General features: G+C 67.8%; 14 protein-coding genes. 13 read left to right on the plus strand and 1 reads right to left on the minus strand.

Annotation, left to right across the window (positions count from 1 at the left end):
* The first annotated feature begins 188 nt into the window (after nucleotides 1-188).
* The 13 genes from gyrA (at nucleotide 189) to ACQY9S_RS08915 (ending at nucleotide 14,827) form a co-directional block, all read left to right on the plus strand.
* Nucleotides 189-2,810, plus strand: coding sequence for a DNA gyrase subunit A (gyrA, locus tag ACQY9S_RS08855; RefSeq protein WP_428424918.1), 2,622 nt, complete (start codon nucleotides 189-191; stop codon nucleotides 2,808-2,810).
* A gap of 146 nt (nucleotides 2,811-2,956) precedes the next feature.
* Nucleotides 2,957-3,487, plus strand: coding sequence for a DUF2059 domain-containing protein (locus ACQY9S_RS08860; RefSeq protein ID WP_428424920.1), 531 nt, complete (start codon nucleotides 2,957-2,959; stop codon nucleotides 3,485-3,487).
* 6 nt (nucleotides 3,488-3,493) lie between these two features.
* Nucleotides 3,494-4,594, plus strand: coding sequence for a 3-phosphoserine/phosphohydroxythreonine transaminase (gene serC, locus ACQY9S_RS08865; protein WP_428424922.1), 1,101 nt, complete (start codon nucleotides 3,494-3,496; stop codon nucleotides 4,592-4,594).
* Nucleotides 4,587-5,699, plus strand: coding sequence for a prephenate dehydratase (pheA, locus tag ACQY9S_RS08870; RefSeq protein WP_428424924.1), 1,113 nt, complete (start codon nucleotides 4,587-4,589; stop codon nucleotides 5,697-5,699). The genes serC and pheA overlap by 8 nt, the downstream gene beginning before the upstream one ends.
* 14 nt (nucleotides 5,700-5,713) lie before the next feature.
* Complete coding sequence (locus ACQY9S_RS08875; RefSeq protein ID WP_428424926.1) at nucleotides 5,714-6,598, plus strand: prephenate dehydrogenase; 885 nt, start codon at nucleotides 5,714-5,716, stop codon at nucleotides 6,596-6,598.
* A 2-nt stretch (nucleotides 6,599-6,600) separates the two neighbouring features.
* The gene (locus ACQY9S_RS08880; protein WP_428424928.1) at nucleotides 6,601-8,625 is read left to right on the plus strand and encodes a bifunctional 3-phosphoshikimate 1-carboxyvinyltransferase/cytidylate kinase; all 2,025 of its coding nucleotides are present in this window, start codon (nucleotides 6,601-6,603) and stop codon (nucleotides 8,623-8,625) included.
* A 118-nt stretch (nucleotides 8,626-8,743) separates the two neighbouring features.
* Entirely contained in the window at nucleotides 8,744-10,459 is a 1,716-nt protein-coding gene (rpsA, locus tag ACQY9S_RS08885) for a 30S ribosomal protein S1 (RefSeq protein ID WP_428424930.1), read from the plus strand.
* Between the two features lie 121 nt (nucleotides 10,460-10,580).
* Entirely contained in the window at nucleotides 10,581-10,913 is a 333-nt protein-coding gene (locus ACQY9S_RS08890; RefSeq protein WP_428424932.1) for an integration host factor subunit beta, read from the plus strand.
* 50 nt (nucleotides 10,914-10,963) lie between these two features.
* Entirely contained in the window at nucleotides 10,964-11,284 is a 321-nt protein-coding gene (locus ACQY9S_RS08895; protein ID WP_428424934.1) for a lipopolysaccharide assembly protein LapA domain-containing protein, read from the plus strand.
* Nucleotides 11,274-12,443 (plus strand): lipopolysaccharide assembly protein LapB, encoded by a 1,170-nt coding sequence (lapB, locus tag ACQY9S_RS08900; protein ID WP_428424936.1) that lies wholly within the window; start codon nucleotides 11,274-11,276, stop codon nucleotides 12,441-12,443. The genes ACQY9S_RS08895 and lapB overlap by 11 nt, the downstream gene beginning before the upstream one ends.
* 59 nt (nucleotides 12,444-12,502) lie before the next feature.
* Nucleotides 12,503-13,375 carry a D-glycero-beta-D-manno-heptose-7-phosphate kinase gene (gene rfaE1 / locus ACQY9S_RS08905; RefSeq protein ID WP_428425664.1) on the plus strand — a complete coding sequence of 291 codons (873 nt, stop codon included), beginning with the start codon at nucleotides 12,503-12,505 and terminating at the stop codon, nucleotides 13,373-13,375.
* Nucleotides 13,372-14,364 (plus strand): ADP-glyceromanno-heptose 6-epimerase, encoded by a 993-nt coding sequence (gene rfaD / locus ACQY9S_RS08910; RefSeq protein WP_428424938.1) that lies wholly within the window; start codon nucleotides 13,372-13,374, stop codon nucleotides 14,362-14,364. The genes rfaE1 and rfaD overlap by 4 nt, the downstream gene beginning before the upstream one ends.
* A gap of 118 nt (nucleotides 14,365-14,482) precedes the next feature.
* Nucleotides 14,483-14,827, plus strand: coding sequence for a ComEA family DNA-binding protein (locus ACQY9S_RS08915; RefSeq protein WP_428424940.1), 345 nt, complete (start codon nucleotides 14,483-14,485; stop codon nucleotides 14,825-14,827).
* A 54-nt stretch (nucleotides 14,828-14,881) separates the two neighbouring features.
* Here ACQY9S_RS08915 and ACQY9S_RS08920 read toward each other — a convergent pair.
* A protein-coding gene (locus ACQY9S_RS08920; protein ID WP_428424942.1) for an IS5 family transposase occupies nucleotides 14,882-15,749 on the minus strand; the annotation gives its coding sequence in 2 pieces (ribosomal slippage) (nucleotides 14,882-15,329 and nucleotides 15,328-15,749; 870 coding nt in all).
* Between the last annotated feature and the right edge of the window lie 42 nt (nucleotides 15,750-15,791).

Here is a 15,791-nt window from a genome sequence, read left to right on the forward strand (position 1 = left end):
ATTGTGCCATATGGCTTTGCAGCGACAAGACTTAGGCCGGCGCGGATGGCGCACCTGCGACCGCTGTTGCGCTGCTGCGACAGCGAGCGGCCACTAGAATCGACTGTTTACCGCCAGCCAATGCTGCAAGCCCGGCGCCTGCAACATGCCCCGCGGCCCCCTCACCGCGGACCACCTCCCGACTTCGCATGACCCAGTTCGCCAAGGAAACCCTGCCGATCAGCCTCGAAGAGGAGATGCGGCGCTCCTATCTCGACTACGCGATGAGCGTGATCGTCGGCCGAGCCCTGCCGGATGCGCGCGACGGCCTGAAACCGGTGCACCGGCGCGTGCTGTTCGCGATGCACGAGCTGAACAACGACTGGAACCGGCCGTACAAGAAATCGGCCCGCATCGTCGGCGACGTGATCGGTAAATACCACCCGCACGGCGACACCGCGGTGTACGACACCATCGTGCGCATGGCGCAGGATTTCTCGCTGCGCCACATGCTGGTCGATGGCCAGGGCAACTTCGGTTCGGTCGACGGCGACAACGCCGCGGCGATGCGCTACACCGAGATCCGGTTGTCCAAGATCGCCCACGAGATGCTGGCCGACCTGGACAAGGGCACGGTCGACTTCGGTCCCAACTACGACGGCTCCGAGAAGGAGCCGCTGGTGCTGCCGACGCGGCTGCCCAACCTGCTGGTCAACGGTTCGGCCGGCATCGCGGTGGGCATGGCGACGAACATCCCGCCGCACAACCTGAACGAGACGGTCGATGCCTGCCTGCACCTGCTGAAGAACCCGGAGGCCTCGATCGACGAGCTGATGGAGATCATCCCGGCGCCGGACTTCCCGACCGCCGGGATCATCTATGGCCTGAACGGCGTGCGCGAGGGCTACCGCACCGGGCGCGGCAAGGTGGTGATGCGCGCGAAGTGCCATTTCGAGGACATCGACAAGGGCGCGCGCCAGTCGATCATCGTCGACGAGATTCCCTACCAGGTGAACAAGAAGACGCTGCTCGAGCGCATGGCCGAGCTCGTCCACGAGAAGAAGCTGGAAGGCATCAGCCACATCCAGGACGAGTCCGACAAGTCGGGCATGCGCGTCGTCATCGAGTTGAAGCGCGGCGAAGTGCCCGAGGTGGTGCTGAACAACCTGTACAAGCAGACCCAGCTGCAGGACAGCTTCGGCATCAACATGGTGGCGCTGATCGATGGCCAGCCCAAGCTGTGCAACCTGCGCGAGCTGGTCGCGGTCTTTCTCGAGCACCGGCGCGAGGTGGTCACGCGGCGCACGGTGTTCGAGTTGCGCAAGGCGCGCGAGCGCGGCCACGTGCTCGAAGGCCTGGCGGTGGCGCTGGCGAACATCGACGAGTTCATCGAGATCATCAAGAACTCGCCCACCCCGCCGCTGGCCAAGCAGGGGCTGATGGACAAGAGCTGGGACTCCTCGCTGGTGCGCGAAATGCTGGTGCGCGCCGCAGCCGACACCCCCGGCGGCCGCGATGCCTTCCGCCCCGAAGGCCTGCCGACGCACTACGGCATGCAGACCGACGGGCTGTACCGCCTGTCGGACGACCAGGCCCAGGAAATCCTGCAGATGCGCCTGCAGCGCCTGACGGGACTGGAGCAGGACAAGATCATCGGCGAGTACAAGGAGGTGATGGCGCACATCGCCGACCTGCTCGACATCCTGTCCAAGCCTGAGCGCGTCACGACCATCATCGGCGATGAGTTGCTGGCGGTGAAGCAGGAGTTCGGCCAGACCAAGCTGGGCGCGCGCCGCAGCGTGATCGAGCACAACGTGCAGGAACTCGGCACCGAGGACCTGATCACGCCCACCGACATGGTGGTCACGCTCAGCCACACCGGCTACGTGAAGAGCCAGCCGCTGGCCGAATACCGTGCCCAGCGGCGCGGCGGCCGTGGCAAGCAGGCCACGCAGACGAAGGAAGACGACTGGATCGAGCAGCTCTTCATCGCCAACACCCACGACTGGATGCTGTGCTTCAGCAACCGCGGCCGCGTCTACTGGCTCAAGGTCTGGGAGGTGCCGCAGGGGGGACGCGCCGCGCGCGGCAAGCCGATCGTCAACATGTTCCCGCTGCAGCCCAACGAGAAGATCACCGTTGTGCTGCCGCTGACGGGCGAGTTCCGCAGCTTCCCGTCGGACCACTACATCTTCATGTCCACCGCACTGGGCACGGTCAAGAAGACCACGCTCGACGAATTCAGCAACCCGCGCAAGGCCGGCATCATCGCCGTCGATCTCGACGAGGGCGACTACCTGATCGGCGCGGCGCTGACCGACGGCAAGCACGACGTGATGCTGTTCTCCGACGGCGGCAAGGCGGTGCGCTTCGACGAGGACGACGTGCGGCCGATGGGGCGCAACGCCCGCGGCGTGCGCGGCATGGCGCTGGAGCCGGGCCAGAACGTGATCGCGATGCTGGTTGCCGAAGACGAGACGCAGAGCGTGCTCACCGCCACCGAGAACGGCTACGGCAAGCGCACCTCGATTGCCGAGTACACGCGCCACGGCCGCGGCACCAAGGGCATGATCGCGATCCAGCAGACCGAGCGCAACGGCCGCGTCGTGGCAGCCACGCTGGTGCGCCCCGAGGACGAGATCATGCTGATCACCGACCGGGGCGTGCTGGTGCGCACGCGCGTCAGCGAGATCCGCGAGCTCGGCCGCGCGACCCAGGGCGTGACGCTGATTGCCCTCGACGACGGAACGCAGCTCAGCGGGCTGCAGCGCATCGTCGAGAACGACGCCGGCAGCGATGCCGCCGACACCGAAGAACAACCGACCTCATGATGACCCTGCGTCCCTTTGCGACGGCCTTCGCGCTGTCATTCGCCGTCTGCGCCGGCGCTGCGCTGGCCCAGGCCTCCGCCACGCCGGCCTCCGCGGCATCGGCCCCCGTCAGCAGTCCGGCGAAGCGCGATCTCGCGAAGCGCTGGGTGGCGCTGCAGCAGGCCTCGCTGGACAGCGCGGCGCGCAGCATGGTCGAAGGTCCGGCCTTGCAGTTTCTCAGCGCAGCCGAACCCGTGCTGCGCAACCAGGTGCCGGCCGAAAAGCGCGCTGCTGTGGCCAAGCAGCTGGAGAGCGAAGCGCGCAAGTACGCCGACGAGTTGAATCCTGTCGTCCGCAAGCGCGCCCAGGAGCTGGCTCAGTCCCAGATGCTGCCAGCGGTCGAAGAAAAGTACACGGAAGACGATCTGCGTCAGCTTCTCGCCTTCTACGAGTCTCCCGTGTACAAGAAAATGCAACAGATTCAGTCGCCGATTGAGCAGACGCTCGGACGAAAGCTGGTGGCCGACGTTCAGCCGACGGTCGAGGCCAAGGTCAAGACGCTGCACGCAACAATGGCCAAGATCCTCAGCGCCGCGCCTACACCCACACCTCCAGGTGGCGCCAGCGGCCCCGCAGGCAACGGTCTGCAACCTCAGGGCGCCATGAAGCTGGGCGGACCGTCGGCCACCAAGCCCTGAGCCGCCGTGGCGCGCGCCTACAACTTCTCCGCCGGCCCGGCGACATTGCCGGAACCGGTGCTCGCTCAGGCCGCGGCCGAGATGCTCGACTGGCACGGCAGCGGCATGGGCGTGATGGAAATGAGCCACCGGGGCCGGGAGTTCGGCGAGATCTTCGCGCGCACCGAATCGCGGCTGCGCGAACTCCTCGCGGTGCCCGACGAGTTCAAGATCCTGTTCATGCAGGGCGGCGCGATCGCCGAGAACGCGATCGTGCCCCTGAACCTGTCGCGTGGTGGCGTGACCGACCACGTGATCACCGGCCTGTGGTCGATCAAGACGCACCAGGAAGCGCTGCGCTACGGCGAGGCGCGCATCGTGGCGAGCAACGAAGCCGCCGGCGCGGCCAACCACACCACCTTGCCTGCGCCGGCCGGCTGGCGGCTCAGCGCGAACGCGAGCTACGTGCACGTGTGCAGCAACGAGACGATCAACGGTGTCGAGATGCACGAACTGCCCGACCTGCGTGCGCTCGGCTGCGACGCGCCGCTGGTGGTGGACTGCTCGTCGCACATCGGCTCACGGCCCATCGACTGGTCGCGTGTCGGCCTGGCCTATGCCGGGGCGCAAAAGAACATCGGCCCTTCTGGCCTGACGCTCGTGTTCGTGCGCGAGGGCCTGCTCGGCCATGCGCTGCCGATCTGCCCGAGCGCCTTCGACTATTCGGTCGTCGCCGCCAATGGCTCGATGTACAACACACCGCCGACCTACGCGATCTACATCGCCGGCCTGGTGTTCGAGTGGATGGCGGCGCAAGGCGGCGTGGCCACCATCGAGCAGCGCAACATCGAGAAGGCCGCTCTGCTGTACGCGGCGATCGACGGTTCGGGCTTCTACCTCAACCGCGTCGCCCGCGAGGGGCGATCGCGCATGAACGTGCCCTTCTTCCTGCCCGACGATGCGCTCGATGCGCCCTTCCTGGCCGGCGCGCACGACCGCGGCCTGCTGCAACTGAAGGGCCACAAGAGCGTGGGCGGCCTGCGGGCGTCGATCTACAACGCCATGCCGCTGGCCGGCGTGCAGGCGCTGGTGGCCTACATGCGAGAATTTGCGCAACGCCATGGCTGATTCCGCCGCCTCCGCCCTCGACCCCGCGTTGCTGAGCCTGCGCCAGCAAATCGATGCCGTCGACCGCGAGTTGCTGGTGCTGCTCAATCGCCGCGCCGCGCTGGCACAGGAGGTCGGCGGCATCAAGAAGCGCGAGGGCTCGGTGGTGTTCCGGCCGGAACGCGAGGCGCAGGTGATCGATGGCCTGAAGGCGGCGAACCCCGGTCCGCTGCAGACCGACAGCGTGGCGCCGATCTGGCGCGAGATCATGTCGGCCTGCCGGGCGCTCGAAACCCCGACCCGCGTCGCCTACCTCGGCCCGGCCGGCACCTTCAGCGAACTGGCCGCGCTGGGCTACTTCGGCAGTTCGATCGTGCGGGTGCCCTGCGCCAGCATCGACGAGGTGTTCCGCACCACCACGGCGGCCGCGGCCGACTTCGGCGTCGTCCCGGTCGAGAACTCGACGGAAGGCGTGGTGGCACGCTCGCTGGACCTGCTGCTCACGACACCGCTGTTCCTGATCGGCGAGACCAGCCTGTTCGTGCGCCACAACCTGCTGCGCCAGGCGAACTCGCTGGCCGGCATCAAGGCGGTCTGCGCCCACCCGCAGGCGCTGGCGCAATGCCACGGCTGGCTCAGCTACCACCTGCCCGACGTCGAGCGCCGCCCGGTGGCGAGCAATGCCGAAGGCGCACGGCTCGCCTCGCTGGACCCGACGCTGGCCGCCGTGGCGAGCGAACGCGCCGGCAGCGAGTTCGGCCTGCACGTGGTGGCGCCGGCCATCCAGGACGACCCGCACAACCGCACGCGCTTCGTGATCGTCACGCACCCCGATCGGCATCCGCAGCCCAAGGCCTCCGGCCACGACTGCACGAGCCTCGTCGTCTCGGTCAACAACCGGCCCGGCGCGGTGCACGACATGCTGGTGCCACTGAAGCAGCATGGCGTGTCGATGACGCGCTTCGAGTCGCGCCCCGCACGCAGCGCCGATCAATGGGAGTACTACTTCTACATCGACCTGCAAGGCCACCCCGACGAGCCGGCCGTCGCCGCGGCACTGGCCGAGCTGCGCGCGGCCTGCTCCTTCTTCAAGCTGTTGGGCACCTACCCGCTCGACGTTCACTGAGCGCCTGCGCCTTCATGTTCAATCAACTCGGCGTGATCGGATGCGGCCTGATGGGCGGCTCGTTCGCGCTCGCGCTCAAACGGGCCGGCCTCGTCAAGCGGGTGGTCGGCTACAGCAAGTCGCCCTCGACCACCGAGAAGGCCAGGAAGCTCGGCGTGATCGACACCGCCGCAGAGTCGGCGCTGCAGGCGGTCTCGGGCTCCGACCTGGTGCTGCTGGCCGTACCGGTGGCGGCGACCGAGGCGACGCTCAAGGCGATCCGCCATCTGGTCGAGCCCGGCGTGATGCTGATGGACGTCGGCAGCACCAAGCGCGACGTGGTCGACGCGGCCCGCCGTGTGCTGAAGGACAAGGTCGGCTGCTTCGTGCCGGCGCACCCCGTCACCGGCAAGGAGGTCTCCGGCATCGAGAACGCCGACGCCCACCTCTATGCCAACCGCCAGGTGATCCTGACGCCGCTGGTGCAGACCGACGCCGCGCTGGTGCAGAAGGCCACCGACGTCTGGGCCGCGATCGGCTGCCAGGTGCTCAAGATGAGCCCGGAGAACCACGACGCCGCGTTCGCGGCCGTCAGCCACCTGCCGCACCTGCTGGCCTTCGCGTACTTCGCGTCGGTCGCCAAGCAGCCGGCCGGACGCGACTTTCTCTCGCTGGCCGGCCCGGGCTTTCGCGACTTCACCCGCATCGCCGCCAGCGACCCGGTGATGTGGCGCGACGTGCTGATGAGCAACCGCGAAGAGATCCTGAAGCAGTCGCAGCGCTTTCGCCACACGCTGGACGCGCTCGAGCACGTGATGAAGCTCGGCAACAGCGAGGCGCTCGAGGACCTGATCCGCAACGCTTCGGAGATGCGCGCCGGCTGGCAGATGAGCAGCCCGAAGCCGGGCGGCAGCCGCTGAGCGTGGCGACGCCCCGGGCCTTCCTCGACATCCCCCCGCTCCAGGCCGCGGGCGGCACGGTGCGGCTGCCCGGCTCCAAGAGCATCTCCAACCGGGTGCTGCTGCTGGCCGGCCTGTGCGCCGGCCGCACCCGGGTGCTCGATCTGCTCGACTCCGACGACACGCGCGTGATGCTGGACGCGCTGCGCACCTTGGGCTGCCGGATCGAAGCCGACGGCGCGGCGCTCGCCGTCACCGGCCTCGGCGGCCGGCTGGCGGTGCGCGAGGCCAGCCTGTTCCTCGGCAATGCCGGCACCGCGATGCGGCCGCTGGCCGCCGCGCTGGCGCTGCTGGCCGCCGACCAGGGCGGCCGTTTCGAACTCAGCGGCGTGCCGCGCATGCACGAGCGGCCGATCGGCGACCTGGTCGATGCACTGCGCCCGCTGGGCTGCACGATCACCTGCCTGGGCAGCGAAGGCTATCCGCCGCTGCGGCTGGAACGCGGCACGCTGAAGCTGGACGCGCCGATCCGCGTGCGCGGCGACGTCTCCAGCCAGTTCCTGACGGCGCTGCTGATGGCGCTGCCGCTGGTGGCCGCGCAGCGGTCGATCACGATCGAGGTCGACGGCGAACTGATCTCCAAGCCCTACATCGAGATCACGCTGGCGCTGCTGGCGCGCTTCGGCATCACGGTGCAGCGTGAAGGCTGGCAACGCTTCGTCATCCCGCAGGGCAGCGCCTACCGCTCACCGGGCGAGATCGCGGTCGAGGGTGACGCCTCGTCGGCGTCGTATTTCATCGCCGCCGGGGCCATGGCCGCCGCCGCTGCGCCGCTGCGCATCGAGGGCGTCGGCTCGGCGTCGATCCAGGGCGACATCCGCTTCGTCGATGCCGCCCGGGCCATGGGCGCCGACATCGCCGAGGAGCCGAACGCGCTGGTGGTGCGCCGCGGCGCGTGGCCGTTGAGGTCGATCACGCTCGACTGCAACCACATCCCGGACGCCGCGATGACGCTGGCGGTGATGGCGCTGTATGCCGCCGGCACCACGCGCCTGACCAACATCGCGAGCTGGCGCGTCAAGGAGACCGATCGCATCGCCGCAATGGCCATCGAACTGCGCAAGTTCGGCGCGACGGTGCTCGAAGGCGCCGACTTCATCGAGGTCACACCGCCTGCCCGCTGGCGGGCCGCGGCGATCCACACCTACGACGACCACCGCATGGCGATGTGCGCCTCGCTGGCGGCCTTCAATCCGCTGGCGGGCGGCGACGTGCCGGTGCGTATTCTCGACCCGCGCTGCGTCAACAAGACCTTCCCCGGCTACTTCGACGCCCTGTTCGGCGTGGCCGCCTCCGGACACGATCGCATCCCGGTGCTGACCGTCGACGGGCCGACCGCCTCCGGCAAGGGCACGCTCGGCAGTGCACTCGCCGAGCGGCTGGGCTACCACCATCTCGACTCCGGCGCGCTCTACCGGGCCACGGCCCTGGCCGCGCTGCGCCAGGGCGTGCCGGCCGGCGACGAAGCCGGCGTCGCGGCCATCGCGCGCGCGCTGCCACTGCGCTTCGAGAGCCAGCAGGCACTGCTGGCCGGCGAGGATGTCAGCGATGAACTGCGCCACGAAGCGGTCGGCAGCCTGGCCTCGCAGATCGCCGCCCTGCCCGCGGTACGCCAGGCCCTGGTCGAGTTGCAACTCTCGTTCCGCCGCCTGCCCGGCCTGGTGGCGGACGGGCGCGACATGGGCACGGTCATCTTCCCCGGCGCGGCGCTCAAGGTCTTTCTCACCGCGAGCAGCGAGCAGCGCGCGGGGCGACGGCATAAGCAGTTGATTTCAAAGGGGATTTCGTCTAATATCGAAAACCTCCGAGCCGACTTGGAGGCGCGCGACGCCCGCGACCAGAATCGCAGCGTGGCGCCCTTGAAGCCGGCCCAGGATGCCCGGTTGCTCGACAACTCGGCCCTGTCCGTCGAAACCTCGGTGGATCAGGTGCTGGATTGGTGGGATGCCGTGCAGCCCTTCGGTTCTCGCGCTCCGCACGAAGACTGAAGGCCCCAGGCCCGCTGCTTCCCCTCAGCACTGCAAGGTGCGCTGAAGCGGCGGTTCTTTCAACCTAACCCGCCACGCGAGTGGCAAATCGCCGGAACGCCGGCCTCAGGAAACCCCAATGAGTCAAACCGCAACTGCCTCGTCGCAAGGCATGGAATCGTTCGCCGCCCTGTTCGAGGAGTCGCTGAAGCGCTCCGACATGCGCGCCGGCGAAGTGATCACCGCCGAGGTGGTCCGCATCGAGCACAGCTTCGTGGTCGTCAATGCCGGCCTCAAGAGCGAAGCCTATGTGGCGATCGAGGAATTCAAGAACGACACGGGCGAGCTCGAAGTCCAGGTCGGCGACTTCGTCTCCGTCGCGATCGACGCGATCGAGAACGGCTACGGCGACACCATCCTGTCGCGCGACAAGGCCAAGCGCCTCGCATCGTGGATGTCGCTCGAGACCTCGCTCGAGTCCGGCGACTTCGTCACCGGCACCGTCAACGGCAAGGTCAAGGGCGGCCTGACCGTGCTGGTCAACGGCATCCGCGCCTTCCTCCCCGGCTCCCTGCTCGACACGCGTCCGGTCAAGGACATGACGCCGTTCGAAGGCAAGACGATGGAATTCAAGGTCATCAAGCTCGACCGCAAGCGCAACAACGTCGTGCTGTCGCGCCGTGCCGTGGTCGAGGCCTCGATGGGCGAAGAGCGCGCCAAGTTGCTCGGCACGCTGCGCGAAGGCGCCTTCGTCAACGGCGTGGTCAAGAACATCACCGAGTACGGCGCGTTCGTCGACCTCGGCGGCATCGACGGCCTGCTGCACATCACCGACATGGCCTGGCGCCGCGTGCGCCACCCGAGCGAGGTGGTCACGGTCGGCCAGGAGCTGACCGCCAAGGTGCTGAAGTTCGACGCCGAGAAGAACCGCGTCTCGCTGGGCCTCAAGCAGATGGGCGACGACCCCTGGGTCGGCGTCTCGCGCCGCTACCCGACCGGCACCCGCCTGTTCGGCAAGATCACCAACATCGCCGACTACGGCGCCTTCGTCGAGATCGAGCCGGGCATCGAAGGCCTGGTCCACGTCTCGGAGATGGACTGGACCAACAAGAACATCGCCCCGTCCAAGCTCGTCACGCTGGGCGAAGAGGTTGAGGTCATGGTGCTCGAGATCGACGAGGACAAGCGCCGCATCAGCCTGGGCATGAAGCAGTGCAAGGCCAACCCCTGGGACGAGTTCGCGCAGAACCACAAGCGCGGCGACAAGCTCAAGGGCCCGGTCAAGTCGATCACCGACTTCGGCGTGTTCGTCGGCCTGGCGGCCGGCATCGACGGCCTGGTGCACCTGTCCGACCTGTCCTGGCACGAGCCGGGTGAGGCCGCGGTGCGCAACTACAAGAAGGGCCAGGAAGTCGAGGCTCTCGTGCTGGCGATCGACGTCGAGCGCGAGCGCATCTCGCTGGGCATCAAGCAGCTCGACGGCGACCCGTTCGCCACCTACACCTCGGTCAACGACCGCGGCATGACGGTGACGGGCAAGGTCAAGACGGTCGACGCGCGCGGCGCCGAGATCCAGCTGACCGACGACGTGACCGGCTACCTGCGCGCCAGCGAGATCTCCCGCGACCGCGTGGAAGACGCACGCAACGTGCTGAAGGAAGGCGACGAAGTCACCACCCTGATCATCAACGTCGACCGCAAGACGCGCTCGATCCAGTTGTCGATCAAGGCCAAGGACAACGTCGACAACCAGGAAGCGATGCAGCGCCTGGCCCAGTCGTCCGAGCGCGAGAACGCCGGCACCACGAGCCTCGGCGCCCTGCTGAAGGCCAAGCTGGACCAGAACAACTCCTGAGTCCCGCGAAGGCTGGAGACCCTGCGGGGTTTCCAGCCTGTGCGCATGCCCTTCATCCGGGAGGGCATGCGCACAGGCCGTACCGTTTCGATGATGGCAACGAACGCAACCGCCCCACTCCATGACCCGTTCCGATCTCGTGGCCCTGTTGGGTGAGCGCTTCAGCCAGCTGACCCACCGCGACACCGAATTCGCCGTCAAGACCATCCTTGACGCGATGAGCGATGCACTCGCGCGCGGACACCGCATCGAGATCCGCGGCTTCGGCAGCTTCTCGATCAACCGCCGCCCGCCGCGCATGGGCCGCAACCCGCGCTCCGGCGAACAGGTCGTGATCCCCGAGAAGCTCGTTCCGCATTTCAAGCCCGGCAAGGCCCTGCGCGAGGCCGTCGACGCACGCACGGCAGCGCTCGAGGCCGAGGCGCAGCAGGCACGCGACGAACCTTCGGCCTGAGCCCTGGCGCGCACGGCCTGGCGGTGGCGCCGTCGCTAGAATCGTCGACGATGCGTGCTCTCATCTGGCTCCTGCGAGCCGCCATCTTCTTCGCGCTGTTCGCGTTCGCGCTGAACAACCAGCACGACGCGGCGCTCAAGTGGTTCTTCGGCCGCGAATGGCGCGCCCCGATGGTATTCATCGTGCTTGGTGCCTTCGGCCTGGGTTGCGCTCTTGGCATCTTCGCGATGCTGCCGAGTTGGTGGCAGCACCGGCGCGTCGCCCAGCAGCAGGGGCCGCGGAGCGAGACGGCAACCACGATGCTCGACGCCGACGCCGCTCGCGGCACCGAACCCGCCTTCCCCGAGCACCCTCCCCGCGATGGACTTTGACCCGCTGACCACGCTGCCACTGGCCCTGCTCGGCCTGATGGTGACCTTCGCGCTCGGCTGGCTGGCTTCGCGCTTCGACGTGCGCCAGTGGAAGCGCGAGCAGCAGGAGTCGCCGAAGGCCTACTACAAGGGGCTGAACCTGTTGCTCAACGAACAGCAGGACAAGGCGATCGACGCCTTCATCGAGGCCGTGCAGCATGACCCCGGCACCTCGGACCTGCACTTCGCGCTGGGCAACCTGTTCCGCCGCCGCGGCGAGTATGAGCGCGCGGTGCGGGTGCATCAACACCTGCTCGGCCGCGGCGACCTGCCCGCCACCGAGCGCGAACGCGCGCAGCATGCCCTGGCGCAGGACTACGTGAAGGCCGGCTTGTTCGACCGTGCCGAGGCGGCGTTCCGCGCCCTCGAAGGCACCGCCTTCGCGACCGACGCGCGACTCGAGCTGCTGACGCTGCACGAGCGCTCGCGCGACTGGCATGCCGCCATCGAGACGGCACGCAAGCTCGAGGCCGCGGGTGCGGGCTCGTTCGCCAACCGCATGGCGCACTACAGCTGCGAGATCGCGCTGGAAGCCGACGCGCGCCGCCGGCCCGAGGAGGCTGATGCGGCATTGCGCAAGGCCCGCGAGGTGGCACCACAGGCTGCGCGGCCACGCGTCATCGCGGGCCAGCGCCACGCGCGCGCCGGCCAGCACCGTGAAGCCCTCGCTGCATGGGGCGAGCTGCTCACCGCGCAGCCAGGTGCCTTCACGCTCGTCGCTTCGGACTACGCAAGCAGTGCCCTCGCCTGTGACGAGGCGGCCGATGCGCGACTGCACCTGGAGGCTGCGTACGAACGGGTGCCGAGTCTCGACCTCGTGAATGCCCTGCTGCGGATCGAGACCGACCCGGCGGCGCGGCATGCCCGGCTGCGTCGGCACCTGCAGGCCCATCCGACCTTGTCCGCGGCGACGGCGCTGCTCAAGGAGCAGAGCGCGCAGGGCCTGGCGCCGTCGGCAACCGACGCAGAACACCTGCTGCAGGTCACCGCGACCGCCGCGAAACCAAACCAACGCTACCGCTGCGCAGCCTGCGGCTTCGAGGCCCAGCATTACTTCTGGCAGTGCCCGGGCTGCCACAGCTGGGACAGCTACCCGCCGACGCGGCTGGAGGATCAGTGAACACGACGCTCACGAAAGCGCGCCTCGGCCAGTGTCGCGTGCTGGTGGTCGGCGACGCAATGCTCGACCGCTACTGGTTCGGCGCCGTCGAGCGCATCTCGCCCGAGGCACCGGTGCCCATCGTGCGCGTGAACCGCGAGGAAGAGCGCCTGGGCGGTGCCGCCAACGTGGCGCTCAACGTCAAGTCGCTCGGCGCCCAGGCGACACTGCTGACCGTCGTCGGCGACGACGAGCCGGCGCGCACGCTCAAGCGCCTGCTCGAACGCGACGGCGTGGCAACCTTGCTCGGCAGCGATCCGCAGCTCTACACCATCGTCAAGCTGCGCGTCATCGGCCGCTCACAGCAGCTGATCCGCATCGACTTCGAGAACCAGCCCGACCACGAGGTGCTGGCGGAGATGCTCACCGACTACGAACGCGCCCTCGTCAGCCACGACGCGGTGCTGTTCTCCGACTACGGCAAGGGCGGGCTCGAACACATCCCGCGGATGATCGAGCTGGCGCGTCAGGCGGGCAAACCCGTGCTGGTCGATCCCAAGGGCAGTGACTACCGCCGCTATGCCGGTGCGAGCGTGATCACGCCGAACCGTGCCGAGCTCGCGCAGGTGGTCGGCAGTTGGAACAGCGAGGCGCAGCTGCGCGAACGGGCCCAGGCCCTGCGCACCGAGCTCGGCCTGCAGGCGCTGCTGTTGACACGCAGCGAAGAAGGCATGACGCTGTTCGACGCCCAAGGCGACGCCAGCGTGCCCGCCCAGGCGCGTGAAGTGTTCGACGTGACCGGCGCCGGCGACACCGTGATCGCAACGATGGCCGCGCTGCTGGCCTGTGGGCTGGACCCGCGCGAGGCGATGCCGTTCGCCAACCGGGCCGGCAGCATCGTGGTCGGCAAGTTCGGCACGGCGAGCGTCAGCTACGAGGAGTTGTTCGAATGAAGGTGGTCGTCACCGGAGCAGCGGGCTTCATCGGCTCCAACATCGTGCTGGGGCTCAACCGGCTCGGCATCGACGACGTGATCGCCGTCGACGACCTGACCGATGGACCGAAGTTCAAGAACCTGCTCGGCTCCCGGCTCAGCGATTACTTCGACAAGACCGAGTTCTATGCGCGCTTCGCCCGCGGCGAGTTCGGCAAGGTCGACACGGTATTCCACGAAGGGGCGTGCTCCGACACGATGGAGCACAACGGGCGCTACATGCTCGACACCAACTACCGCAACTCCAAAGACCTGCTCGATGCCTGCCTCGCGCAGGGCACGCGGCTGCTCTATGCCTCGTCGGCCGCCACCTACGGCGGCAGCAACGGGTTCCGCGAAGAGCCGGTCAACGAGCGGCCGCTCAACATCTACGGCTACTCCAAGCTGCTGTTCGACCAGGTCGTGCGCCGCCACCTGCCGAACGCCGCAACGCAGATCGCGGGCTTTCGCTACTTCAATGTCTACGGCCCACGCGAGCAGCACAAGGGGCGCATGGCCTCGGTCGCCTTCCACCATTTCCACCAATTCCGCGAAAGCGGCGCAGTGAAATTGTTCGGCGAGTACGGCGGCTACGGGCCGGGCCAGCAGCAGCGCGACTTCGTGTCGGTCGACGACGTGGTGGCAGTCAACCTGTGGTTCCTGCAACATCCACAGGCCCGTGGCGTCTTCAACCTCGGCAGCGGCCGCGCACAGCCCTTCAACGATGTCGCGCACGCCACCATCAATGCCAGCCGGGCGCTGAGCGGCCTTGCGCCGCTGTCGCTGGCCGACCAGGTGGCACAGGGATTCGTGCAATACATCGACTTCCCCGAAGCGCTCGTCGGCAAGTACCAATGCCACACCCAGGCCGATCTCACGGCCTTGCGTGCGAGTGGCTGCGACGTGGCGTTCTGCGACGTGGCCACCGGCATCGAGCGCTACGTCCGCTGGTTGACACCGACCGTGTAACCCTCTTTCGTGTGGCCCTCCTGGGAAGGATGGTCAGTACGCAATGCGGCTCCTAGAGTGGCGCCGCAGGGCTCGATCGGGCCTTGCAACCACACAACCACTCTGCAGGAGATTCGCCATGCTGAAACGTTTGCTGATGAGCTTGCTGCTCGCGCTCTGCGCCGGGGTCGCGTTTGCCGCCGTCGATGTCAACAAGGCCGATCAGGCGGCGCTGGAGAGCGTCAAGGGCATCGGTCCGGCGCTGTCGACACGGCTGCTGGACGAGCGAAAGAAGAGCGCGTACAAGGATTGGGACGACCTGATCGGTCGCGTCAAGGGCGTCGGAGAAGGCAACGCACAGCGCTTTTCCGAAGCAGGGCTCACGGTCAACGGCATCGGCTACGGTGCGACTGCGAAGCCGCAGAAGCCGGTCGCCGCGGTCGCCGACAAACCTGCTGCCAAGGCATCCAGCGCCGGCAAGTGAATCGCCGGGGCGGTCTCGGCCGTGCGGCCGCCCCAGCCTTTTGAGACTAAGAACCTATCCGTAAATAATGTTGACGGTCAACTTGACCTTGCGGAACGCGATGATCGCGGCGGCGATGTGGTTGAGCGCAACGAAGCTTCGCTCGAGCTTCTCGTATCGCACGAGCAGCTTGCGGAAGCGGTTGAACCAGCTGTGGCAAGCCTCGACCACCCAGCGCCGCGCCTTCCTGGCTGGATTGCGCCGCTTGGCATCAGCCTCCGCGTGGCGAGCGACGACATGAGGGGTGTAGCCGTGCGATTCGATGATCTGCAGTGCAGGCCGGCCTCGATATCCAGCGTCGGCACACAGGTGCTTGCTGCGCCGCGTGCCTGGGGTCTTGCGCTTGACCATGATGGCCTGCAGTACTTGATCGAGTTGCGTGACGTCATGCTCATTGGCCCCGGTCACGACGAGCGACAACGGGACGCCACGGCCGTCCACCAGCAGGTGTCGCTTGCTGCCCTTTTTCCCCCCGATCGGTCGGGTTGCGCCCGACCGCCTCTTGCGCCAAGGGCGCTTTGAACATGGCCCCGTCGATGCTTTGCCATCGCCACGCGATGCCCTCCATCTGGTCGTACTCGGCAAGACCGGCTTGCCAGATCGCCTCGAACACGCCCGCGGCCTCCCACTCCAGGAACCGCTTGTGTACCGCACTGGCGCTGCCGAATCGCTCTTTGGGCAGGGCCTTCCATTGGCAGCCCGTGCGCAGCACATACACAACCGCCTCGAAGACCTGGCGCGCCGGCTTGGCGGGTCGCCCGGCTCCGGGCTTGCGCAGGTACTCCTTGTCTGCGGCCCGTTCGCGCAACGGGATCAGCGGTTCGACGCGCTGCCAGAAATCGTCAGTCACCACCCACGAGTCAACTCGCTTGCGTGTAGCCATGCATTCGCCCCATGGCCGCGCGACGTGCGGCTCGGGACGATA

This window comes from Methylibium sp., from assembly GCF_965279545.1.
Lineage (GTDB): Bacteria > Pseudomonadota > Gammaproteobacteria > Burkholderiales > Burkholderiaceae_C > Methylibium.

Coding starts and splice junctions, on each gene's coding strand:
- gyrA (WP_428424918.1), top strand. CDS start 189: ATGACCCAGTTCGCCAAGGAAACCCTGCCGATCAGCCTCGAAGAGGAG.
- pheA (WP_428424924.1), top strand. CDS start 4,587: ATGGCTGATTCCGCCGCCTCCGCCCTCGACCCCGCGTTGCTGAGCCTG.
- ACQY9S_RS08875 (WP_428424926.1), top strand. CDS start 5,714: ATGTTCAATCAACTCGGCGTGATCGGATGCGGCCTGATGGGCGGCTCG.
- rpsA (WP_428424930.1), top strand. CDS start 8,744: ATGAGTCAAACCGCAACTGCCTCGTCGCAAGGCATGGAATCGTTCGCC.
- ACQY9S_RS08890 (WP_428424932.1), top strand. CDS start 10,581: ATGACCCGTTCCGATCTCGTGGCCCTGTTGGGTGAGCGCTTCAGCCAG.
- ACQY9S_RS08895 (WP_428424934.1), top strand. CDS start 10,964: ATGCGTGCTCTCATCTGGCTCCTGCGAGCCGCCATCTTCTTCGCGCTG.
- lapB (WP_428424936.1), top strand. CDS start 11,274: ATGGACTTTGACCCGCTGACCACGCTGCCACTGGCCCTGCTCGGCCTG.
- rfaE1 (WP_428425664.1), top strand. CDS start 12,503: ATGCTCGACCGCTACTGGTTCGGCGCCGTCGAGCGCATCTCGCCCGAG.
- rfaD (WP_428424938.1), top strand. CDS start 13,372: ATGAAGGTGGTCGTCACCGGAGCAGCGGGCTTCATCGGCTCCAACATC.
- ACQY9S_RS08915 (WP_428424940.1), top strand. CDS start 14,483: ATGCTGAAACGTTTGCTGATGAGCTTGCTGCTCGCGCTCTGCGCCGGG.